The organism is Sphingomonas canaveralia (genome assembly GCF_047238125.1).
GTDB lineage: Bacteria > Pseudomonadota > Alphaproteobacteria > Sphingomonadales > Sphingomonadaceae > JBDFMH01.
This window is the reverse complement of sequence record NZ_JBDFMH010000001.1, coordinates 1,709,446-1,729,583: the sequence shown is the minus strand read 5'-3', so window position 1 is coordinate 1,729,583 and position 20,138 is coordinate 1,709,446. Positions and strand designations below refer to the sequence as shown.

General features: G+C 66.5%; 25 protein-coding genes and 1 other RNA gene. 14 read left to right on the top strand and 12 right to left on the bottom strand.

Features of this window, described 5'->3' with window-relative positions; translation table 11 throughout:
- Position 1 precedes the first annotated feature (1 nt).
- Positions 2-637 carry a 3-oxoacid CoA-transferase subunit B gene (locus ABC347_RS08460; protein WP_413245296.1) on the top strand — a complete coding sequence of 212 codons (636 nt, stop codon included), beginning with the start codon at positions 2-4 and terminating at the stop codon, positions 635-637.
- 33 nt (positions 638-670) lie between these two features.
- Here the strand turns inward: ABC347_RS08460 and ligD are convergent, their stop codons facing one another.
- Together ligD and ku are read right to left on the bottom strand one after the other, a co-directional pair.
- Positions 671-3,151 (bottom strand): DNA ligase D, encoded by a 2,481-nt coding sequence (gene ligD / locus ABC347_RS08455; protein ID WP_413245295.1) that lies wholly within the window; start codon positions 3,149-3,151, stop codon positions 671-673.
- A 1-nt stretch (position 3,152) separates the two neighbouring features.
- A complete protein-coding gene (ku, locus tag ABC347_RS08450; RefSeq protein ID WP_413245294.1) occupies positions 3,153-4,067 on the bottom strand; it encodes a non-homologous end joining protein Ku in 915 nt (304 codons plus the stop codon).
- 142 nt (positions 4,068-4,209) lie between these two features.
- Here ku and ABC347_RS08445 point away from each other — a divergent pair, with 142 nt between their 5' ends.
- The 11 genes from ABC347_RS08445 to ABC347_RS08395 all read left to right on the top strand — a co-directional run bounded on the left by ABC347_RS08445 (position 4,210) and on the right by ABC347_RS08395 (position 13,478).
- Positions 4,210-5,379, top strand: coding sequence for an acyl-CoA dehydrogenase (locus ABC347_RS08445; RefSeq protein ID WP_413245293.1), 1,170 nt, complete (start codon positions 4,210-4,212; stop codon positions 5,377-5,379).
- A 69-nt stretch (positions 5,380-5,448) separates the two neighbouring features.
- Positions 5,449-7,767: a chemotaxis protein CheW gene (locus ABC347_RS08440; RefSeq protein ID WP_413245292.1), complete on the top strand. Its 2,319-nt coding sequence runs from the start codon at positions 5,449-5,451 to the stop codon at positions 7,765-7,767.
- Positions 7,767-8,204, top strand: a complete 438-nt coding sequence (locus ABC347_RS08435; RefSeq protein ID WP_413245291.1) for a chemotaxis protein CheW — start codon at positions 7,767-7,769, stop codon at positions 8,202-8,204. Before ABC347_RS08440 ends, ABC347_RS08435 begins: the two co-directional genes overlap by 1 nt.
- 66 nt (positions 8,205-8,270) lie before the next feature.
- Positions 8,271-8,636, top strand: coding sequence for a response regulator (locus ABC347_RS08430; protein WP_413245290.1), 366 nt, complete (start codon positions 8,271-8,273; stop codon positions 8,634-8,636).
- Positions 8,637-8,712: 76 nt separating this feature from the next.
- The gene (gene cheB / locus ABC347_RS08425) at positions 8,713-9,735 is read left to right on the top strand and encodes a chemotaxis-specific protein-glutamate methyltransferase CheB (RefSeq protein ID WP_413245289.1); all 1,023 of its coding nucleotides are present in this window, start codon (positions 8,713-8,715) and stop codon (positions 9,733-9,735) included.
- On the top strand, positions 9,726-10,547 hold the full coding sequence (locus ABC347_RS08420) for a CheR family methyltransferase (protein ID WP_413245288.1): 822 nt from the start codon (positions 9,726-9,728) through the stop codon (positions 10,545-10,547). The genes cheB and ABC347_RS08420 overlap by 10 nt, the downstream gene beginning before the upstream one ends.
- Positions 10,548-10,586: 39 nt before the next feature.
- On the top strand, positions 10,587-11,474 hold the full coding sequence (locus tag ABC347_RS08415; protein WP_413245287.1) for a DMT family transporter: 888 nt from the start codon (positions 10,587-10,589) through the stop codon (positions 11,472-11,474).
- The gene (locus tag ABC347_RS08410; protein ID WP_413245286.1) at positions 11,471-12,166 is read left to right on the top strand and encodes an N-acetylmuramoyl-L-alanine amidase; all 696 of its coding nucleotides are present in this window, start codon (positions 11,471-11,473) and stop codon (positions 12,164-12,166) included. The genes ABC347_RS08415 and ABC347_RS08410 overlap by 4 nt, the downstream gene beginning before the upstream one ends.
- Before the next feature lie 28 nt (positions 12,167-12,194).
- Positions 12,195-12,559, top strand: an RNA gene (rnpB, locus tag ABC347_RS08405) — RNase P RNA component class A.
- A 59-nt stretch (positions 12,560-12,618) separates the two neighbouring features.
- On the top strand, positions 12,619-13,164 hold the full coding sequence (locus tag ABC347_RS08400) for a J domain-containing protein (protein ID WP_413245285.1): 546 nt from the start codon (positions 12,619-12,621) through the stop codon (positions 13,162-13,164).
- Positions 13,161-13,478: a (2Fe-2S) ferredoxin domain-containing protein gene (locus tag ABC347_RS08395; protein WP_413245284.1), complete on the top strand. Its 318-nt coding sequence runs from the start codon at positions 13,161-13,163 to the stop codon at positions 13,476-13,478. The genes ABC347_RS08400 and ABC347_RS08395 overlap by 4 nt, the downstream gene beginning before the upstream one ends.
- A gap of 51 nt (positions 13,479-13,529) precedes the next feature.
- Here ABC347_RS08395 and ABC347_RS08390 read toward each other — a convergent pair whose 3' ends face one another.
- The 10 genes from ABC347_RS08390 to ABC347_RS08345 all read right to left on the bottom strand — a co-directional run bounded on the left by ABC347_RS08390 (position 13,530) and on the right by ABC347_RS08345 (position 17,481).
- On the bottom strand, positions 13,530-13,904 hold the full coding sequence (locus ABC347_RS08390) for a SecDF P1 head subdomain-containing protein (RefSeq protein ID WP_413245283.1): 375 nt from the start codon (positions 13,902-13,904) through the stop codon (positions 13,530-13,532).
- Complete coding sequence (locus ABC347_RS08385; protein WP_413245282.1) at positions 13,901-14,308, bottom strand: SufE family protein; 408 nt, start codon at positions 14,306-14,308, stop codon at positions 13,901-13,903. The genes ABC347_RS08390 and ABC347_RS08385 overlap by 4 nt, the downstream gene beginning before the upstream one ends.
- 155 nt (positions 14,309-14,463) lie before the next feature.
- A complete protein-coding gene (locus ABC347_RS08380) occupies positions 14,464-14,703 on the bottom strand; it encodes a hypothetical protein (protein WP_413247019.1) in 240 nt (79 codons plus the stop codon).
- A 19-nt stretch (positions 14,704-14,722) separates the two neighbouring features.
- Positions 14,723-14,965 (bottom strand): hypothetical protein, encoded by a 243-nt coding sequence (locus ABC347_RS08375; protein WP_413245281.1) that lies wholly within the window; start codon positions 14,963-14,965, stop codon positions 14,723-14,725.
- A gap of 30 nt (positions 14,966-14,995) precedes the next feature.
- Entirely contained in the window at positions 14,996-15,316 is a 321-nt protein-coding gene (locus ABC347_RS08370; RefSeq protein WP_413245280.1) for a hypothetical protein, read from the bottom strand.
- A gap of 69 nt (positions 15,317-15,385) precedes the next feature.
- Entirely contained in the window at positions 15,386-15,679 is a 294-nt protein-coding gene (locus ABC347_RS08365; protein ID WP_413245279.1) for a hypothetical protein, read from the bottom strand.
- Between the two features lie 62 nt (positions 15,680-15,741).
- Positions 15,742-16,125, bottom strand: a complete 384-nt coding sequence (pspC, locus tag ABC347_RS08360; protein ID WP_413245278.1) for an envelope stress response membrane protein PspC — start codon at positions 16,123-16,125, stop codon at positions 15,742-15,744.
- 30 nt (positions 16,126-16,155) lie between these two features.
- Positions 16,156-16,521 carry an envelope stress response membrane protein PspB gene (pspB, locus tag ABC347_RS08355; protein ID WP_413245277.1) on the bottom strand — a complete coding sequence of 122 codons (366 nt, stop codon included), beginning with the start codon at positions 16,519-16,521 and terminating at the stop codon, positions 16,156-16,158.
- Positions 16,522-16,525: 4 nt separating this feature from the next.
- Entirely contained in the window at positions 16,526-17,218 is a 693-nt protein-coding gene (gene pspA, locus ABC347_RS08350) for a phage shock protein PspA (RefSeq protein ID WP_413245276.1), read from the bottom strand.
- An 83-nt stretch (positions 17,219-17,301) separates the two neighbouring features.
- Complete coding sequence (locus tag ABC347_RS08345) at positions 17,302-17,481, bottom strand: hypothetical protein (RefSeq protein ID WP_413245275.1); 180 nt, start codon at positions 17,479-17,481, stop codon at positions 17,302-17,304.
- Positions 17,482-17,662: 181 nt separating this feature from the next.
- Between ABC347_RS08345 and pspF the strand changes: the two genes are divergently transcribed.
- Entirely contained in the window at positions 17,663-18,697 is a 1,035-nt protein-coding gene (pspF, locus tag ABC347_RS08340; RefSeq protein ID WP_413245274.1) for a phage shock protein operon transcriptional activator, read from the top strand.
- Between the two features lie 42 nt (positions 18,698-18,739).
- Complete coding sequence (locus tag ABC347_RS08335; protein ID WP_413245273.1) at positions 18,740-20,125, top strand: L-serine ammonia-lyase; 1,386 nt, start codon at positions 18,740-18,742, stop codon at positions 20,123-20,125.
- Positions 20,126-20,138 lie beyond the last annotated feature (13 nt).

The following is a 20,138-nucleotide window of genomic DNA, read 5'->3' as shown; positions in this document are numbered from 1 at the left end:
GATGGCCTGGACCCGCGACCAGATGGCGGCGCGCGCCGCACGCGAGCTGAAGGACGGCTATTACGTCAATCTGGGCATCGGCATCCCGACGCTCGTAGCCAACAATATTCCCGACGGCATGACGGTCACCCTGCAATCGGAAAACGGCATGCTCGGCATCGGCCCGTTCCCCTATGAGGACGAGGTGGACGCCGACCTGATCAATGCCGGCAAGCAGACGATCAGCCAGCTGCCGTCGTCGAGCTATTTCTCGTCATCCGACAGCTTCGCGATGATCCGCGGTGGGCATATCGACCTGACCGTGCTGGGGGCGATGGAAGTCTCGGAGGACGGCGACATCGCCAACTGGATGATCCCCGGTAAGATGGTGAAGGGTATGGGCGGCGCGATGGATCTTGTCGCGGGCGTGAAGAAGATCATCGTGGTCATGGAGCATAACAGCAAGGCGGGCGACCCGAAGTTCATTCCCGCCTGCACGCTGCCGCTGACGGGCAAGAATGTGGTCGATATGATCGTGACCGACCTCGCGGTATTCCAGCGGCCGGATCACGACAGTCCGTTCAAGCTGATCGAGCTGGCGCCGGGCGTAACCGCGGAGGAAGTCGCGGCGAAGACGACGGCGAGGTATCAGAGCTAAACGCGCCGTCGCCCCTTCGCAGGGGTGACGGATTCAGAGGTCCGGCAATCCCTGCGCGGCCTCGGCCCAGCCTGCCAGCGCTTTCGAGCTTGCCCGCTTCAGCAGTTCGGCCTGATCGGTGATCGTCCAGCGGGCGGCGCTGTCGCTCTTGGCCAGCTCGTTCCAGGTGAGGGGGGCTGCGACGGGCGCGTTGGCGCGGGCGCGCGCGCTGTAGGGCAGGATCGCCGTCGCGCCGCGTTGGTTGCGCAGCCAATCGAGGAAGATGCGGCCTTTGCGCTCGACTTTCTTCATGTTCGCGGTGAAACGCTCGGGGTGCGCCTGCGCCATCGCCTGCGCGAAGCGGCTGGCGAAATCCTTGACCGCTGGCCAGGCGGCGGATGCGTCGAGCGGCACCACGACATGAACGCCCTTGCCACCCGACAGCATCGCGAAGCTGACGAGGCCAAGATCGGCCAGCGCATCGCGGATCACGACCGCCGCCTTCTTGGTATCCTCGAAATCGAGGCCCTCGTCCGGATCGAGATCGAACACCATCCGATCGGACTTCTCTACGTCCGCAACGCGTGATCCCCAGCCGTGGAACTCGATCGCGCCCATCTGCACGCAGGTGATGAGGCCGGCGGCGTCGTCGACATAGAGATAGGGCTCGGTCGATCCATCTTTCTCGCGGATCGGGACGTGCTTGACCGCATCGCCGAAGCTGCCGGCATCATGCTTCTGAAAGAAGCATTGTTTGGCGCGCCCCTGCGGGCAGCGCACGAGGCTGACCGGGCGGTTCGCGGTCCATTCGAGGATCGGACCGGCGAGCGCGGCGTAATAGGCGGCGAGATCGCCTTTGGTGAGCTTCGATTCGGGGAAGATCACGCGGTCCGGATTGCTGATCCTGACGCCGGCTAGGCTGTCTGCCGCCGATTTCGCCTTCGGGGCAGGCTTGGCCTTTTCGGGACTGATGTCAGCGGCGGGCTTGTCTTCGCGCAGGCCGATGAAGCTGGAATGGCGCAGCACGCCATCGCCGGTCACTTCGGCATAGGCGATTTCGGCGACAAGTTCGGGCTTCACCCAGTGCGCGTTGCGGACGGCAGCGCGTGGCGCTTCGACGGTCGCGGTCTTGCGCTCGATCCGTTTCAGCTTGACGAGCAGCGCGTCCATCGCGGCGGCATCGAAACCGGTGCCGACCTTGCCGGCATAGCGCAGCGTGCCGCCCTCATGCGTGCCGAGCAGTAGCGAGCGAAAGCCTGTGCGGCGCTCGCTGGGCAGCCAGCCGACGATCACGAACTCCTGGCGGCGGGTGCACTTGATCTTGAGCCAGCTTTGCGCGCGGCGGCCGCGATAGGGCGCTTCGGCCGCCTTGGAGATGATGCCCTCATAGTCGTCGGCGCAGAGCGCCTCGAACAGCTTCTCGCCTGCGCCGACGATATGGTCGGCATAGCGGAGCGGCGGTTCCGCGTTAGCCAGCAGCGCGGCGAGCCGGCCCTTGCGCTCGATGTTCGGGAGCGCTGTGAGGTCTTCGCCATCCTGCTCGATCAGGTCGAACGCGAAATAGTCGAGCGGCGCGCCACCTTCCTTTAGCGCCGCCTGCAGCGCCTGGAAGCTGGGCCGTCCCGCCTTGTTCAGCACTACGATCTCGCCATCGATCAGCCCGCTGCCGGGGAGCTGCGCGGCAGCCTCCACGACGGCCGCAAAGCGGTCCGACCAGTCGAGCCCGGTGCGGGTATAGGCCTTGGCGGTACCGCCGGCGAAGGCGACGAGCGTGCGATAGCCATCATATTTGACCTCGTGCAGCCAGCCCGATCCGGCCGGTACGCTATCTACCAGCGTGGCGAGCTGCGGCGGATGGAAGGCGGGCAGGGGCAGCGGCTTGCCGCGCCGGGGAGGCTTGGCAGCAGGTTTCCGTGCCTTGATCGCCGCCGGCTTCTGTGCGGCCGGTGCCTTCTTGCCTGCCGCGATCTCGTCCATCGTGCGGCCGGTGGCGATGCTGGTGACTTCGCGGCCGACCAGATCGTCCGATCCGCCGGCATGCTCATCCTCCACCTTGCGCAGCAGCCAGTTCTCGCCACGCTCACGCCCGCGCGGCTTCAGGCGGATCATGATCCATTCGCCCTTCATCCGCTCGCCTTCGAGCGTGAAATGGAGATGGCCTTCCTCGATCGTCTTCACCGGATCCTTGTCGGGGTGCGGGGTCCAGGTGCCGCGATCCCACAGCATCACCGTGCCGCCGCCATATTCGCCCTTGGGAATCGTGCCTTCGAAGGTGGCATAATCCATTGGGTGGTCTTCGGTCCGTACCGCCAGCCGCTTGTCGGCAGGGTCCAGGCTGGGGCCACGCGTGACTGCCCAGCTCTTGAGCACGCCACCCAGCTCGAGCCGGAAATCGAAGTGCAGGCGGCTGGCGTCGTGCTTCTGCACCATGAAGATGTTGCCGGCCGCCTTGCCGCGGGCGCCCCGCGGTTCGGCCGTCTTCGCGAAATCACGCTTGGCATTGTAGGTCGCCAGCGGATCGGGCTTGCGCGCCATATCAGGCGCGCTTGCGGGCGGCGGGCTTCTTCGTGGCGGTCGTCGACTTGGCCGCAGTCTTCGCCGCGGGCTTCTTCGCCGCCGGCTTGCGCGTGGTGGTCTTGGCGGCGGGCGCCTTCGTCGATGCGGCGCCGGGCTTGTCGAGCGACTTCTTGAGGGCGGCCATCAGATCGATCACGTTCGATCCGCTCGGACGCGCTTCCGCATCATCATCGACCTTGATCGACTTGCCCTTCTTCTTGCGCTCGATCAGGTCCTTCAGCGCATCGACATAGCGATTGTGGAACTCGCTCGCGTCGAACTTCCCCGCCTTCTTCTCGATCAGCGTGGTCGCCAGATCGAGCAGATCCTCATCCGGCTTGGCATCGCCTATTTCGCGGAAATAGGATGCGGCCTTGTTGACCTCGTCGGCATAGCGCAGCGTTTCCAGTACCAGTCCGCGGCCGCAGGGCTTGAGCGCGACGACATATTCGCGGCCGCGCATCGCCAGTTGCCCCAAACCGATCTTGCGGGTCTTGCGCAGCGCCTCGCGCAGCACGACGAACGCCTCCTCGGCAAGATCGTCGGCGGGGACGACATAATAGGGCTTCTCGAAATAGATGGCGTCGATATCGTCGCGATCGACGAACTGGGTAAGTTCCAGCGTCTTCTTGCTTTCCAGCTTGACGCCCTCGATCTCCTTCTCGTCGAGCAGGACATAATCGCCCTTCGACACCTCGAAGCCCTTCAATATCTCGTCGCGATCGACCGGGCCGATGCCGGGCACGACCTTTTCATATTTGATGCGCTTGCCTGACGGCTCGTGAATTTGGTGGAATGCGATCGTCGCGCCACTTTTCGTGGCGGAATAGATTTCGACCGGGATTGAGACCAGCGCGAGGCGGATCTGCCCCTGCCAATAGGCTCTTGCCGCCATTGCCGTCGCTCCCTCGTTCCGCCCCCGAGTCAAAGCCTGGGCTGCCCGCGGGTTCCGGATGGTGCCAAATGCAACGAAAGCAGGTAGAGACGCCACAACCCCAATCAATGTTTCGAGACCCGCGATGCCCGATGCCCATGCGATGACCAAGCCGACCTTCCAGTGGGACGATCCGCTGCTGATCGAGGACCAGCTGACCGACGAGGAGCGGCTGGTGCGCGATACCGCGCGCGATTATGCGCAGGACAAGCTGATGCCGCGTGTGCGTCAGATGTTTCGTGAGGAAGGCGTCGATCGCTCGATCTTCTCGGAAATGGGTGCGCTCGGCCTGCTCGGGCCGACGATCGAGGGCTATGGCTGCGCGGGCGTGAGCCATGTCGCCTACGGGCTCATCGCGCGCGAGATCGAAAAGATCGATTCGGGCTTCCGATCGATGATGAGCGTGCAATCCAGCCTCGTGATGTACCCGATCTGGGCATTCGGATCGGAAGCGGTGCGCGAAGCCTATCTGCCGAAGCTGGCGAGCGGCGAATGGGTCGGCTGTTTCGGCCTGACCGAGCCCGAGGCCGGATCCGATCCCGCCGGCATGCGCACCCGCGCGAAGGCAGTGGACGGCGGATTTCGGCTGACCGGCAGCAAGACGTGGATTTCCAACGCCCCGATCGCCGACGTGTTCGTCGTCTGGGCGAAGGATGATGACGGCGTGATCCGCGGGTTCGTGCTGGAAAAAGGCATGGAGGGGCTGAGCGCGCCAAAGATCGAGGGCAAGATGTCGCTGCGCGCCTCGATTACGGGTGAGATCGTGATGGACGACGTGTTCGTGCCGGCGGGCAACCGGCTTGACGTTGGTGGGCTGAAGGGGCCGTTCTCCTGCCTGAACAAGGCGCGCTACGGGATCAGCTGGGGGCCAATGGGCGCGGCCGAGGCCTGCTGGCATGCGGCACGGCAATACACGCTGGATCGCAAGCAGTTCGGGCGGCCGCTGGCATCGAACCAGCTTGTCCAGCTGAAGCTGGCGGACATGCAGACCGAGATCGCGCTGGGCCTGCAGGCGGCGCTGCGTGTCGGCCGGCTGCTGGACGAGGGCCGCGCGACGCCCGAGATGATCTCGCTGACCAAGCGCAACAATTGCGGCAAGGCGCTGGCGATCGCGCGCGTTGCCCGCGACATGCACGGTGGCAACGGCATCCACGAGGATTTTGATATCATGCGCCACATGATCAACCTCGAAACCGTGAACACCTATGAAGGCACGCACGACGTGCATGCGCTGATCCTGGGCCGCGCGATCACGGGCATCTCGGCGTTCTAGAAGATCCTCTCCCTCCCGGGGAGGATTAGCTCAACGCCCCCTTAACCATCGCCGTGCGATGCGCGGCGTATGGATGATCTGCTGACCGATTTCATCGCCGAGACCCGCGAGACGCTGGAAGCGATCGCGGGCGAGATCGTGGCTTGGGAGGCCGACCCGGGCGACCGTGCGCGCCTCGATCATATCTTCCGCTTCGTCCACACGGTGAAGGGCAGCTGCGGCTTCCTCAACCTGCCCCGGCTGGAACGGCTGAGCCACGCCGCCGAAGACGCGCTGGCCACCGTGCGTAGCGGCGAGCGGACCGCAGACAGCAAGCTGGTCTCCGCAGTGCTGGCGATCATCGATCGGATCGGCGATCTGGCCGATGCGCTGGAAAGCGGGGAGGCAGTCTCCGATGCGGACGATCAGGAACTGATCGGCGCGCTGGCGCCGGACGCCGCCGCTGCGCAGGCACCGATCGCGATCCAGACCGCGGTCGCCCCCCGTGCCGCGTCGCGCAGCATCCGCGTACCGGTCGATCTGCTGGACCGTATGATGGCTGGCGTTTCCGATCTCGTGCTCGCGCGCAACGAACTGGCGCGCAAGCTGCGCGCGGTGCCGACCGATCCTGATGTCGAGGCGGCGTTCGAGCGACTCTCCGCCACCATCGCCGAGCAGCGCGACAGCGTGACCCGCACCCGGATGGCGCGCATCGACCATCTGTTTGCGGCGCTGCCGCGGCTCGTGCGCGATCTCTGCTCCGAACTGGGCAAGAGCGTGGCCCTGTCGATCGACGGCGGCGACGTCGAGCTCGATCGCGAGATGATCGAAGTGATTCGCGATCCGCTGACCCATATCGTGCGCAATGCGATCGATCATGGCATCGAGCCGGCGACCGATCGCGTGATCGCGGGGAAACCGCGCCAGGGCAGCCTGCGCGTTTCCGCGCGCCAGACCGGCAACCAGATTCTGATCGAGATCGCCGACGACGGACGCGGCATCGACGGCGACCGCCTCGTGCAGAAGGCGGTGGTCGCAGGGCTGGTGTCTGCGGAAGACGCACCGACGCTGAGCTGGTCGCGCAAGCTGGCACTGATCTTCGAGCCCGGGCTGACGACCGCGCAGGCGGTGACGGCGATCTCGGGCCGCGGTGTCGGCATGGATGTGGTCCGCGCCAATGTCGAGAAGATCGGCGGGGCCGTGGAGATCGAGAGCAAGCCGGGTCTCGGCCTGCGGCTGACGTTGCGCGTGCCGCTGACGCTGACGATTATCCCGGCGCTTACGGTGAGCGCCGGCGGACAATATTTCGCGATCCCGCGTGCAACGATCGAGGAAATCGTGCGCGGGCAAGGCGCAGCGACGCGGATCGAGACCGTGGCCGGCGCCACGATCGCGGCGATCCGCGGTACGCGTGTGCCGCTGGTCGCGCTGCGCCAGGTGATGGGCTTCGCTACCGGCGAAATGCCGCTACTGGTGGTGCTGAAGCCGGCGGGGGGCGAACGCTTCGCGCTGGCCGTCGATGCGGTGCACGACCATGAGGAATTGGTGGTGAAGCCGGCCGCCCCCGCGATCATGGCCAGCGGCCTGTTCGCTGGCGCCACATTGCCCGACGACAGCCGCCCGATGCTGCTGCTCGACCCGGCCGGCGTGGCTGCGGCAGCAGGTGTGCTGAGCGTGGATGCGACACCGGTCGATACCGGCGATACCACGGAAACAGCGTCGGAAGCGCGCTTCCCGGCACTGCTGTTCCGTGATCTGGACGGTGTCGAGCGCGCGATCCGGTTGAGCTTGGTCGAGCGGATCGAGGATGCACAGGCCAGCGAGGCGATCGAGACCGGTGGCCGGCTGCGGATCACGCTGGACGGAATGATCGTGCCGCTGATCGCCTCCGCGCCGATCACCGCGGCGGGCAAGCTGCGGCTGCTGCGCCTGAACGACGGCACGGTGCAACTGGCCTACGGGATCCAAACGGTGGTCGACATCGTATCGATGGGCGATGCGCTGGAACCGGCGCTGGGGCCGGGCGCGGTGGTGGGCGTGGCGCTGATCGATGGCCGGCAGGTCGAGTTGCTCGATCCATATTGGCTGTTTGCGGGTGCCGCCGGGCAGGGCACGGCGGGGCGGCCGCTTTGCATCCTCGCCGGTGACAGCGATGGCTGGATGCAGACCGTGTTAGCACCGTTGATCGAGGCGGCGGGCTATACGATCGGCGAGCTGGACGCGGCGATCACGGACCCACCGACGCTTGTGCTGACACGCGATACCGCGCTGGTGGGCGAGCCGGGCGGCCCGGTAGTCGTCCATCTGCGCGATCATCCGCAGCCGGCTGGCCCAGCCGATACCAGCATCTACCGTTATGACCGGGCGGGCCTGATCGGCGCGCTCTCCGCCCGCGCGGGAGGCCGCTGATGGATCGCCTGTTTCTGATCGCGCGCATCGCCGACCAGCGCGTTGCGGTGCCGGCCGATCTCGTCGAATCGGTGATCGAGCTGACCGAGGTGACGCCTGTGCCTCGGGTCGCCTCGCATATCGCCGGCCTGTCAGCATTGCGCAGCCGGGTCATCACCGTGATCGACAGTCGCGCCGCGCTGGGATTGCCGCCGATCGAGGCAGCGCCAATTCGGCAGGCTGTGGTCGCCGTGATCGATGGCCACAGCTACGGCCTGATCGCCGACGAGGTGGAGGATGTCACCACCAGCCTGCGCGATCCGCTCCCCGTTACCGGCGCAGTAGCTGGCGGCTGGCGGCCGGTGACGACCGCGATGGTGGAGATCGAAGGCGATCTGCTGCCGCTGATCGATATCGCGATTTTGATCGCAGGGCTGGCAATCAGGCAGGCAGCTTAACCCGATGCTTACCGCCGGTGCTTATCACCGGTGGACCACAAGGGCGCAAAACGGGACGCAACCACAATGAAAACCTGTCTGGTGGTCGACGATTCGAAGGTCATCCGTAAGGTCGCCAGGCATATCCTGGAGACACTCGACTACCGCGTGGCGGAAGCCGGTGACGGGCAGGAGGCGCTGACCGCCTGCTCCACCGCGACGCCCGACGTGATCCTGCTCGACTGGAACATGCCCGTGATGAGCGGCATGGATTTCCTGCGCGCGCTTGGGGAAAGCGGGATCAGTCCGCGGCCGAAGGTGGTGTTCTGCACGACCGAGAACGGTGCGGGCCATATCCGCGCTGCGATCGAGGCCGGTGCGGACGAATATGTGATGAAGCCGTTCGACCGGGATACACTGCAGTCCAAGCTCCAGATCGTCGGCCTGGCCTGAGCCCGGCCACGTGATCGGATCGGCAGCCTTGCCGCGGCGCATGCCGCATGGTCGCAGCCAATCGCCGATCCGGCTGATGATCGTCGATGATTCGGTGGTCGCCCGCGCGGTTTTCTCGCGGATGCTGGCACCGCGCCCCGAATTCGAGGTCATCGGTGAAGCGGCGCACGCCGTGGAAGCGCTCGATCTGCTGGAGCGGATCGAGGTGGATGTGATCCTGCTGGATCTTGCCATGCCGGGCATGGACGGGCTGACCGCCTTGCCGGCCCTGATCGCCAAGGCGCGCGGTGCGCGCGTGCTGATCGTCTCATCTGCTTGCGAGGACGGTGCGGAAGAGGCGGTTCGCGCGCTGACACTGGGCGCGGCCGATACGCTGCCCAAGCCGGGTACGGCGAGTTTCGGCGGCCGCTTCGCCGATGTTCTGGCCGAACGCCTGATTCGTATCGCCGGCGAGGGCAAGGCCGCGGTGCAGCTTGCGCGGCCGCTGGGGCAGCAGAAGCTGGCGCGGCGCGATCCGATCGAATGTCTTGCGATCGGCGCATCGACCGGGGGCCTGCATGCGCTAGCCGCCTTCTTCGCCGCGCTTCCGGCAAGCTTTTCCGCGCCGATCCTGGTGACCCAGCACCTACCCGAGATGTTCATGCCCTATTTCGCGAGCCAGCTTTCCGGCATGGCACAGCGCCCGGCGGCGATTGCCCGCGACGGCAGCCGACTGGTCGCCGGCGAGATCGTGGTGGCACCGGGCGATGCGCATCTGCGCCTGGTGCGCACTGCCGATGCTGTGCGCGTGCGGCTGGATCGCACGCCGGCCGCCTCTGGCTGCCTGCCGTCGGTCGATCCGATGTTCGATTCGCTGGCGACGCTGTTCGGCAATAGCGCAGTCGCGGTGGTGCTGAGCGGCATGGGACGCGATGGCGTGATCGGCGCATCGAGCGTGATCGAGGGCGGCGGCGAGCTGATCGCTCAGGATGAGCAGAGTTCGGTGGTCTGGGGGATGCCCGGCGCAGTCGCCAATGCCGGGCTGGCGCAGGCGATCCTGCCGCCGGCCGCGATCGCCGCGCATATCGCGCGCCGGATGGATCAGCCCGCATGGAGATGAGCCCGGCTTCGGCACGGATGCTGACGGGCATGCTGGAACAGCGGACCGGACAGCAGATCGGCCCCGGCCGGGCCTGGCGGATGGAACTGGCGCTGAAGCAGCTGATGCGCGAGCAGCGGCTCGATTCGCTGGATGCGGTGGCGTCTCGCGTAGCCGGCGGCCGCGATCCGCGGCTGGCCGATGCCGTGATCGAAGCGTTGCTCAACAACGAGACCAGCTTCTTCCGCGATGCCGGGATGTTCCAGCTGCTGGCCGAAGCGGCGCTGCCACGCCTGATCACGGCGCGCGCCGAGACCCGCCGGCTGCGAATCTGGTCGGCTGGCTGTTCGACCGGGCAGGAAGCGTTCTCGCTGGCGATGACAGTGATCGATGATCCGCGGCTGGCCGGATGGGCGATCGACATCGTCGCGACCGACGTATCGCGCGGCGCGATCGATCAGGCCCGTAGCGGACGCTATTCGCAGCTGGAGATCCAGCGCGGGCTGCCGGTGCGGCTGATGATGCGCTGGTTCGAGCGCGAGGGTGCAAGCGACTGGATCGCTCGCCCGGCGCTGCGCGATCGGGTGCGCTTCCATGTCCACAGCCTGCTCGATGCCGCGCCGCTGCCCGCCCGGTTCGATCTCGTGCTCTGCCGCAACGTCCTACTGTATTTTGACAGCGCGACGCGGCGGCGGGTGTTCGATCGGCTGGCAGGCGCGATCGCTCCAGACGGCGTGCTGATGCTGGGCGCGGGTGAAACCGTGATCGGCCAGACCGAGCGATTCGCATCCGATCCTGATCTGCGCGGCCTGTATCGCCGGGCCGCCAGCTAGCCGGTTGCCGCCGCAGGAGCCGGCACCTAAGGCCGGCTCGTGACCCGGACCCCCAGCCTCGGCCCGCGCGACCTGATGGTGGCGGCGCTCATGAACCTGCTGTGGGGCCTCAATATCATCGCGGTGAAGATGGGCGTCGAGGCCACGACGCCCTTGGTCGCATCGACGCTGCGGATGGGGATCGTGTTCCTGATGTGCGCGCCTGCGCTACGGCTGGTGCCGGGGCGGATGGGTACGGTGCTGCTGCTGGGCCTGCTCAACGGCGCGGCGTTCATGATCGCGGTCAATCTCAGCCTGGCCGTCAGCGAGAATGTGAGCGCGCTTGCGATCGCGAGCCAGCTCGGCGTGCCGTTCTCGTTGCTGCTGGGGATCGTCTTCCTGAAGGAGAAGGTTCACTGGCCGCGAATGGCAGGCATCGCGCTCGCCTTTACCGGGGTGGTGATGCTGGTGTTCGATCCGGCGGCCGCGAATGAGCTGCCGGGCATTGGTTTCACTGCGCTCGGCGCCCTCATCTTTTCGATCGGGTCGCTGATTCAGCGGCGGCTGGCCGGCGTGCGGGTGATGACGCTCTACGCCTGGATCGGGTTGATCGGCACGCTGGCGCTGCTGCCGCTGGCCTGGATCTTCGAGCGTGCCTCGCTGATGGCAGTACCGGATCTGCGGTTGGGCGGGGTCGGCTGGATCGCCTTCTCCGCGATTGGATCGACGCTGATCGGCCATGGCAGCATGGCCTGGCTGCTGCAGCGTCATCCAATCTCGACCATTTCCCCGCTGACCCTGGCATCGCCGATCATCGCGGTGCTTGCGGCATCGCTGTTCTTCGGCACGGTCTTGACGCCGGTGATGATCGCGGGCGGAGTGGTGGCGATGAGTGGCGTTGCAGTCATCACGATCCGCAGCGCCCGCCAGGTGGAGAAGAACGGTTGACCGACGTCATCGATACGCCGTCCCCCAATTTCGATACGCGCGCGCTGCCGATCACGATTCTGGTGCTGCACTACACCGGCATGACGGACGCGGCATCCGCGATCGAGCGGCTGACCAGCGCCGAATCCAAAGTCTCCAGCCACTATCTGGTGGCCGAGGACGGGCAGGTGCTGCGGCTTGTCGACGAGGCAAACCGCGCCTGGCACGCCGGGCGATCCCACTGGCGCGGCATCGACGACGTCAATTCGGCCAGCATCGGCATCGAGATCGTCAATCCTGGTCACGAATTCGGGTATCGGCCCTTTCCCGAGGCGCAGATGAGCGCGCTCATTCCGCTGATGAAGGAGATCGTGGACCGGCACGGCATCGGCCGCGGCAATATCGTCGGCCATTCGGATGTGGCGCCGGCGCGCAAGATTGATCCGGGCGAGCTGTTCGACTGGGAACGGCTGGCGCGGCTGCGGCTGGCGCTGCCGCGACCGCGCAAGGGGCTCGTCGATCCGGGATGGACTGATGCCGGATTCCTGCTGGCGGCGGAACGCTTTGGCTATGATGTGACCGACGGGCCAGCGGCGGTGCGCGCCTTCCAACGCCGCTTTCGCCCGGAGACGATCGACGGCGTGATCGACGGTGAATGCCGTGCGATCCTGCTGGCGCTGCTGCTGGGCCCCTACAAGGCGGACTGGACCTAAGTGCATCCTGGCGCTAGGCGATCGCTTGTCAGAGGGCCGGGCGGCCGCCGGCGGGGCTACCCGCGGGAGGAAAGTCCGGGCTCCGCAGGATGACGGTGCCGGGTAACGCCCGGCGGGGGCGACCCCAGGGAAAGTGCCACAGAAAGCAGTCCACCGCGGTTCGCCGCGGCCAGGTCGAAAGGGTGCGGCAAGAGCGCACCGCGCGCCCGGCAACGGGGGCGGCACGGCAAACCCCACCGGGAGCAAGACCGAATAGGGGCGGCATATGGGTTGATCCGGCCCCGTCGCCCGGGTTGGTTGCTGGAGGGCGCGGGCGACCGCGTTCCTAGAGGAATGGTCGCCCATCCCGTTTCGGCGGGTGGACAGAACCCGGCTTACAGGCCCTCTGACTTTTTGCCGCCCCAGCGCTGCGGCGATGGCAACTCTGGTCGCCAGCCCCTAGATAGGTCGCGATGACACGCACTTCGCGATCGAACGACTGGGGATTTCCGCGCTGGCGGGGCTATGGCTCCTCCCGCGAGGCGGAAGCCGTGCGGCTTTGCGATCGCGAGGGCTGCGACCGCAAGGGCGATCGGCCCGCGCCCAAATCACCGAACAGCCCTGATCGCTGGTATTTCTGCGAGGAGCATGCCGGCGAATATAATCGCGGCTGGAATTATTTCGAAGGCCTGTCCGCCGAGGATGCCGCCGCGCGCGAGGCGGACGAGCGGCGATCGGCCTCAGGCTATGCCGAGGCATCGCACTATGGCTGGGGCGGCCCCGGCGACGGCAGTCGATCGCGCGATGAACTGCGCGCGCTAGCGACGCTGGAAGTGGAAAGCGACGCCGATTTCGAGACGGTGAAGACCGCCTGGCGCCGCCTGGCGAAGGCGAACCATCCCGATGTGAGGCCGGGCGATGCCGATGCGGCCGTCCGCTTCCAAGCGGTGCAGGCCGCGTTCGAGATATTGCGCCGCGCCGAGGAGCGCCGCGCAGGTGCGGGCGATCGCCGCCGGTGAAGCCGTTTGTCCGGTCGCAGTGGAGCAAGACGGTGCTTGTCTGCCGCAAATGCTCGAAGAAGGTCGACGGTGGCTTCGGGCCGCGCGACGAGCGGCTGGCCAAGGCGCTTCGCCGTCACCTTGGTACCCGCAAGGGGCGCAAGGCTGCGGTCGGGATCGTGGAGGTGGACTGCCTCGGCATATGTCCGAAACAGGCGGTGGTCGTGGTCGATGGCGACCGCGCCGGCGAATGGCTGCTGGTGCGGCCCGGTGCACCGATCGATGCGCTTGCCGTGCAACTCGGTTTGGCGGAGGATGGCGCACGCCCGGTCTGAGCTAGCGTTCTCACCCGACGGCCGCGCCGCCGGCGCTCCATTGGTCTGGTGCTATTCCTCGAATTCCTCGGGCACCGGATCCTTGCCCGAGATGCGCTTGGCGATGGCCTCCGCCTCCGCGGTGGGTAACTGGGCGGCGATCTCGATCGCTTCGCCCGTGATCGGTTCCTGAACCAGTGCTTCCGACAGAGTCTTGCCGTCGACCGAGAAGCTGACGATCTTGCCGACCGCGGCCTTTGTCGCAGTCGCCAGGCGGACGCTGGCGGCAGGGGTGAAGGTGATCCTGATACCGGCCTTGCCGCCCGGTTCGGGGCTGGCGCGGGCATCGACGATATCGGCAGGCGCGAAAGCGACGCCGGCCACGCGCAACTGCGCGGCCGCGGGGGAGGCGACGAGCGCCGCCAGCAATAGCGCGCGGCGGATCATGCGGCGTAACGCTGGGCGGTGGCACGGATCAGTGCGATCATGTTCGGGATCCCCTGGGTGCGGTTGGAGCTGAGCTGGTTCTTCAGATCGAACGGGGCCAATTCGGCCGCGATATCGGTCGCGACGATCTCGTCGGCCGTGCGATCCTGCACCGCCAGCAGCACGAGCGCGATGATGCCCTTGGTGATCGCGGCGTTGCTGTCAGCCAGAAAGTGCAGCCGGCCATCGCCGCCGCGCGTGGGATAGACCCAGACCGAGGCGGAGCAACCGCGGACCAGCGTCGCATCGGTCTTGAGCGCATCGGGCATCGGGTCGAGCGACTTGCCGAGGTCGATCAGCAGACGATAGCGATCGTCCGCATCGAGGAACTCATATTCGTCGCGAACATCGGCAAGGGTCGTCATGCAAGCGCGATAGCAGTGCGCGCGACGGTCGTCATCTGGCGGAAGGTCTTAATTGCCGGTTCGCCAATACTTGAGGTCCAGGTCTGCGCTGGGCGACTGGGAAAGGCATGCGGTGTTGCGCTGGCTCGCCGAAAACGGCGCGGGAGCGACGATCGTTACAGGTCGACCCCGGCCGCGATCGCCTCCAGCTTACGAATTCGCTCCTTGAGGTCGGCAAGCTCGATTCGTGATGCGGTCGACGGGCCGCTGGCAGCGACGGGCTCGCGGCCCAGTTCCAGTTCCATTCGGCGCAGGTCGAGCCAGCCGCGCCAGCCCTTCAGCGCGGCCTGAGTGGCGATCAGCAGCGCGACGATGCCGGCGCCGGCGGCGATCAGCCAGAGAGAGGCTTCGGTCAGCATGGGACAGGCTCCTTCCTCAATCGCGGCCGCGGAGCAATTCGATCTCGTGATCGAGCATCGCGGCACGGTTGTTGGCGTCGGTGGCGATGCGTTCGAGCACGGCGACGCGTTCCTTCAGCGTCCGCACTTCCTCACGCATCCGATCTGTGTCTGGCGAAGCGATCGCTTCCTCATCGTGCCGGTGGCGACGCTTGCCGCGGATCACGCTGGCGAGCGACACGATGCCGACAATCGCCACAACCATTGTAAACGGGTCCATTCGATCCTCCCAAGATCACCGTGTGGACGTTCAGTTGCCCGGCTTGCGGAGCTGCTCGATCTCATGGGTCAGCGCGTAGCTGCCGTCGGTCACGATCCGCTCAACCGTAGCCAGCCGGTCCTTGACCGATCCGATCTCCGCGCGCAGCTGGGCGTTCTCGGTGGTCAGCAGGCGGATTCGTTCGGCCTGTTCGGCATCGGTCTTCGGATAGACGGCCTGCCCCCAGGCACCGTCAAGCGGATAGCCATTCTTGATCCTGAGCCAGGTGGTGACGACCCAACCGGCGATGCCCAGCGCGGCGAGGATTGCGATCGTGGGGCCCATTACCCGGAAGAATTCGATCTTTTCCATCGTGCCGATCCTTGGTGAGTGTTCCGACCGGGGCTCCGCGCGGTTCGACGAACCGCAGGCGGGCTTCGATCAGCGCAGCGAGTCGATTTCCTTGGAAAGCCGGACTGAACTGTCAGTCGCGATCCGCTCCAGCACCGCGATCCGCTCTTCGAGCCGGATCACCTGCTGGCGAAGCTTCTCGTTCTCACTGCCGAGCAGCTCGAACTTGCGGCCCGCGTCCGGTCCATCTGACTTGTAGGTCTTGCCCGACCACTCATCTTCGAGCGCATAACCGTGGCGGGCTCGGATCCAGGTGGTGAGCACCCATGATCCCATCGAAAGCGCGATGATCGCCAGCACGAAACCAGGTCCACCCCAGCCCATGTCCATTCTCCCTTTGTCGTTCGGTCGGTAGCGGTTGACGCTGGGTCAACCGCAAGCCCGGATCAGCGCAGTGCGTCGATCTCGCTGGCCAGCCGGCTGTTGTGGCTGGTCACGTGCAACTCGACATCGGCCAGTCGGCGGTCGATGTCGCGAAAGCGGCTGCGCACGTCGCGGATCGAATTGCCGGGGCGGGCGCGCATCGTCTGCCAGAACTTCTGTTCGGCGCGATCGACATCGTAGAATTCGCGTGGCTTGTCATGGGCCAGCCAGCCCAGGATCAGATAGGCGACCGGCGCAATCGGCCCCAGCGCGAAGATGGTGAGCAGCACCACCCCGACGCGGACCAGCGTCAGATCGAGCCCGGTATAGTCCGCAAGGCCGGCGCAGACGCCCAGGATCTTGCCGTTGCGCTTGTCGAGATAATATTTGGTACGGCGGGCAGACATTGTTCTTCTCCCTTGTTCCCGGCCGGTCGCTCAATAGCGCTCGCGGCGGTAATCCTCGTCGCGCGGAGCGCGGGCGGCATAATCATGGTCGCGCGGATCGCGGCGATAGTCGTCGTCGCGCAGCGGCCGATCCTTCTCCAGGCGCGGGCCCGGCTGCGGATCGCGGGGGGCGGACGGGCGGAAATCCGGATGATCGGCCGCCATGATGCGCTCGATCGTCTGGAGCCGATCCTCGAGCCGACGGGCGGTCTCGTAGAGCTGGTCCATCAACTGCTCGTCCTCGACCGTGACCGATCCCGTCTTCCGCCACTGGGTGATGTAATGGAAGATGATCCACGGCACGCCGATGAAGAGCATGCCGACGATGGCGATCGGCAGGAAGACATCCTCCATCATCGCATCAACCCTCCTTGCTGGTGTCGACCGCCGGGCCACGCAGGGCGCGCGCCTTCAGTGCGGCCAGCTCGGCATCGACCTTCTCGGCGGAGCGCAGCTCCGCGATCTCCTCGTCGAGCGTCTTGGGGGCGGCGCCAAAGCCAGCGGCATCGGCGCGGCCCTCCATGTCATCGACCCGGCGCTCGAGGAGATCGAAGCGGCTGAACGCCTCGTCCATCTTCGGGCCGGCATAGATTTCGCGCATGCGCAGCCGGTTGCTGGCGCTTTCCAGGCGGGTGACGATCGAATTCTGGCGGGCCCGCGCTTCGCGCAGCTTGGCCTGCAGCTTGGCGATGTCGGTCTCGCTGGCCTTCAGCGAATCATCCAGCTCGACGATCTCCTCGCGCAGCCGGTCGGCCAGGTCGGTCGCCTTCTGCTTTTCGACCAGCGCGGCCTTGGCCAGATCCTCGCGGCCCTTGCTCAGCGCGAGCTCGGCCTTCTCGGTCCAGTTGGCCTGGACCGTATCGAGCTTGTCGATCGAGCGGCGCATCTCCTTCTGGTCGGCGATGGTGCGCGCGGCGGACGCGCGGACTTCCACCAGCGTCTCTTCCATCTCCAGGATGATCATGCGGATCATCTTCGCCGGATCTTCCGCTTTATCCAGCAGGTCGGTCACGTTGGCGGCGATGATGTCGCGGGTACGGGAGAAGATTCCCATCATTGATACTCCTTCGAGGAACGGGACGGGGCGGGCAGCCGGGCCATCGATCCTGGTCAGGATCCCGGTCGTGACCGCATTCATCAGTAACGCACCGCGCCGACGAGGCCGGTGGCGGGCGCCTTGACCACGGTGATCGTGGTGCGCGGTTCCGCGGCGCGGGCCGGGCCGACCGCCGCGACCACGCAGGTCGCCGACAACAGCAGCGCGGCGACCGTGGCGGTGGCGATGCGGCGGATGTCGTTGGTGTCGGACGTGGACATGGTGGAAACTCCCTGAACCTCGGTGGTCTATCCCGCCTGTTGTCGGCGGTGATGCCCGATGCTTTGCAGGGTGCGTGCCAATCAGTGGAAATGGCGGAATTCTGCGGCTGGCTACCGATCGCCCGCCGCAAACGCGAAAATATGCTTGCGATGAGTTGGGAAATATCGCCAACAATTCGGCATGGAACGCGAGAATGCTTTCATCGGTCAGTCGATGGCCTTCCTCAATTCGGTCGAGCGCGCCAGCCGTGCCGCCGGACTGAACCGACCAGTCCTGGTGATCGGCGAACGCGGCACCGGCAAGGAACTGGTTGCGGAGCGACTTCATCGCCTGTCGCAGCGCTGGTCGGGTCCGCTCGTGACTCTCAACTGCGCAGCGCTGCCCGAAACGCTGATCGAAGCCGAGCTGTTCGGTCATGAGGCCGGGGCCTTCACAGGCGCGACCAAGCAACGACAGGGCCGGTTCGAGGAAGCGGACGGCGGTACGCTGTTCCTGGACGAGTTGGCGACGCTGTCGTCGGGAGCGCAGGAGAGGCTCCTGCGTGCGGTCGAATATGGCGAGGTCACTCGGATCGGGTCTTCGCGGCCGGTGCGCGTGGACGTGCGGATAGTGGCAGCTACCAACGAGCATCTGCCGCATCTGGTCGAACAGGGCCGGTTTCGTGCCGACCTGCTTGATCGGCTGAGCTTCGAAGTCGTCACGCTGCCGCCGCTGCGTGCGCGCGAAGGTGACGTGCCGGTGCTGGCCGATCATTTCGGGCGGCGGATGGCGGCAGAGCTGGGCTGGAACCACTGGCCGGGCTTCAGCGAGGATGCGGCCGCCATCCTGATGGCGCATCGCTGGCCCGGCAATGTCCGCGAATTGCGCAACGTGATCGAACGTGCCGTCTATCGCTGGGATGACCCCGAACGCCCGATCGCGGAGATCGAGTTCGACCCGTTCGCATCGCCGTGGCGGCCTACCGGTCCCGCAGTGCCGACCGCCCGGTCTATCGAAGCGGCGCCGGAGCCGGCTACAGTGCCTGCAGCGCAGCTCGATGAAAGCGAGCCCGACGATTTGAAGGCGGCCGTCGAGCGTTATGAGCGCGGGCTGGTGGAAAAGGCGCTCGCCCGCTTCCGCTTCAACCAGCGCGCGACCGCCAAGGCACTGGGGCTGAGCTACGATCAGCTACGCCACTGCCTGCGCCGGCACGGTCTGTTGTCGAAGGAAGGCTGAGCTGCGCTTGCACCGTCCGGTGCGGCCTGCCATCCGGTAACAATGGAGACTATCGCCCCAAACCGCGCGCGTGAGACCGCGCCGATCAGCGTGGCGGACCTGTTCACGATCGGCATCGGCCCTTCGAGCTCGCACACGGTGGGCCCGATGCGCGCGGCACAGCGCTTTGCCGAGGCGGCGGCGGCGCGCGGCAAGCCGGTCGGGCTGGGCGTGGCGCTGTTCGGATCGCTGGCGCTGACCGGGCGCGGCCATGCCACCGATACTGCGGTGCTGCTGGGGCTAGCCGGCCACCGGCCTGACACGATCGATCCGGACCGTGTCGACGCGATCGTGGCGGAGATCGGCGCGGGGCGCAGCATCGCGCTGGCCGGCGGCGATCCCGTGCCATTCGATCCGGCGCGCGACCTGGCGTTCCGGATGGGCGAATTCCTGCCTGGCCACCCCAACGCGATGACGCTGGAGGCGCACTACGGAGACGGCGACCGCTTCGCGCAGACCTGGTTCTCGATCGGCGGCGGCGCGGTGGTGCTCGACGGGGCGGAGCCGGTGCGGGCCAACCGGATCGTGCCACACGCCTTCGGATCGGGGGCGGAGATGCTGGCGGTCGCCGAGGCCGAAGGTGTCACGATCGCCGAGATCGTTCGCCGCAACGAGCGGGCCTGGCGCGATGATGCAGAGACCGACGCGTTCCTGGATTCACTGCGCGACGCGATGATGGCCTGCATTGATCGGGGCTGCCGCGGACGGGGCGAACTGCCGGGCGGGCTGAAGGTGAAGCGCCGTGCGCATGATCTGCACCAGCGGCTGATCGCGCGCGGGCCGCGGGCCGATCCTTCGCTGGTGTTCGACTGGGTCAGCCTGTGGGCGCTGGCGGTCAACGAGGAGAATGCCGCGGGCGGCCGTGTCGTCACCGCGCCGACCAACGGCGCGGCTGGCGTGATCCCGGCGGTGCTGCGCTATTACGAGATGTTCGCCCCGGCGCCGACCCGCGAAGGTGGGCGCACGCTGCTGCTGACCGCCGCTGCGATCGGCTTTCTGTACAAGAAGCGCGCGTCGATCTCGGCAGCCGAGATGGGCTGTCAGGGCGAAGTGGGTGTGGCGTGCTCGATGGCGGCGGCGGGGCTGGCGGCGGCGCTCGGCGCGACCCCACGGCAGATCGAGAATGCCGCCGAGATCGGCATGGAGCATAATCTGGGGCTGACCTGCGACCCGATCGGCGGGCTGGTCCAGGTGCCTTGCATCGAGCGTAACACGATGGGCGCGGTCAAGGCGATCAACGCCGCTTATCTGGCGCTGCACGGCGACGGCACGCACATCGTGAGCCTGGACGCCGTGATCGAGACGATGCGCCAGACCGGCGAGGACATGCGTTCCAAATATAAGGAAACTGCACTCGGCGGGCTGGCGGTCAACGTCGTCGAGTGCTGAGGGGGCGATGGCA

Excerpts from the sequence above, each read along its gene's own strand:
- ABC347_RS08460 (WP_413245296.1), top strand. The coding sequence starts at position 2 with ATGGCCTGGACCCGCGACCAGATGGCGGCGCGCGCCGCACGCGAGCTG.
- ligD (WP_413245295.1), bottom strand. The coding sequence starts at position 3,151 with ATGGCGCGCAAGCCCGATCCGCTGGCGACCTACAATGCCAAGCGTGAT.
- ku (WP_413245294.1), bottom strand. The coding sequence starts at position 4,067 with ATGGCGGCAAGAGCCTATTGGCAGGGGCAGATCCGCCTCGCGCTGGTC.
- ABC347_RS08445 (WP_413245293.1), top strand. The coding sequence starts at position 4,210 with ATGACCAAGCCGACCTTCCAGTGGGACGATCCGCTGCTGATCGAGGAC.
- ABC347_RS08440 (WP_413245292.1), top strand. The coding sequence starts at position 5,449 with ATGGATGATCTGCTGACCGATTTCATCGCCGAGACCCGCGAGACGCTG.
- ABC347_RS08435 (WP_413245291.1), top strand. The coding sequence starts at position 7,767 with ATGGATCGCCTGTTTCTGATCGCGCGCATCGCCGACCAGCGCGTTGCG.
- ABC347_RS08430 (WP_413245290.1), top strand. The coding sequence starts at position 8,271 with ATGAAAACCTGTCTGGTGGTCGACGATTCGAAGGTCATCCGTAAGGTC.
- cheB (WP_413245289.1), top strand. The coding sequence starts at position 8,713 with ATGATCGTCGATGATTCGGTGGTCGCCCGCGCGGTTTTCTCGCGGATG.
- ABC347_RS08420 (WP_413245288.1), top strand. The coding sequence starts at position 9,726 with ATGGAGATGAGCCCGGCTTCGGCACGGATGCTGACGGGCATGCTGGAA.
- ABC347_RS08400 (WP_413245285.1), top strand. The coding sequence starts at position 12,619 with ATGACACGCACTTCGCGATCGAACGACTGGGGATTTCCGCGCTGGCGG.
- ABC347_RS08390 (WP_413245283.1), bottom strand. The coding sequence starts at position 13,904 with ATGATCCGCCGCGCGCTATTGCTGGCGGCGCTCGTCGCCTCCCCCGCG.
- ABC347_RS08385 (WP_413245282.1), bottom strand. The coding sequence starts at position 14,308 with ATGACGACCCTTGCCGATGTTCGCGACGAATATGAGTTCCTCGATGCG.
- ABC347_RS08375 (WP_413245281.1), bottom strand. The coding sequence starts at position 14,965 with ATGGACCCGTTTACAATGGTTGTGGCGATTGTCGGCATCGTGTCGCTC.
- ABC347_RS08370 (WP_413245280.1), bottom strand. The coding sequence starts at position 15,316 with ATGGAAAAGATCGAATTCTTCCGGGTAATGGGCCCCACGATCGCAATC.
- ABC347_RS08365 (WP_413245279.1), bottom strand. The coding sequence starts at position 15,679 with ATGGGCTGGGGTGGACCTGGTTTCGTGCTGGCGATCATCGCGCTTTCG.
- pspC (WP_413245278.1), bottom strand. The coding sequence starts at position 16,125 with ATGTCTGCCCGCCGTACCAAATATTATCTCGACAAGCGCAACGGCAAG.
- pspB (WP_413245277.1), bottom strand. The coding sequence starts at position 16,521 with ATGATGGAGGATGTCTTCCTGCCGATCGCCATCGTCGGCATGCTCTTC.
- pspA (WP_413245276.1), bottom strand. The coding sequence starts at position 17,218 with ATGGGAATCTTCTCCCGTACCCGCGACATCATCGCCGCCAACGTGACC.
- ABC347_RS08345 (WP_413245275.1), bottom strand. The coding sequence starts at position 17,481 with ATGTCCACGTCCGACACCAACGACATCCGCCGCATCGCCACCGCCACG.
- pspF (WP_413245274.1), top strand. The coding sequence starts at position 17,663 with ATGGAACGCGAGAATGCTTTCATCGGTCAGTCGATGGCCTTCCTCAAT.
- ABC347_RS08335 (WP_413245273.1), top strand. The coding sequence starts at position 18,740 with ATGGAGACTATCGCCCCAAACCGCGCGCGTGAGACCGCGCCGATCAGC.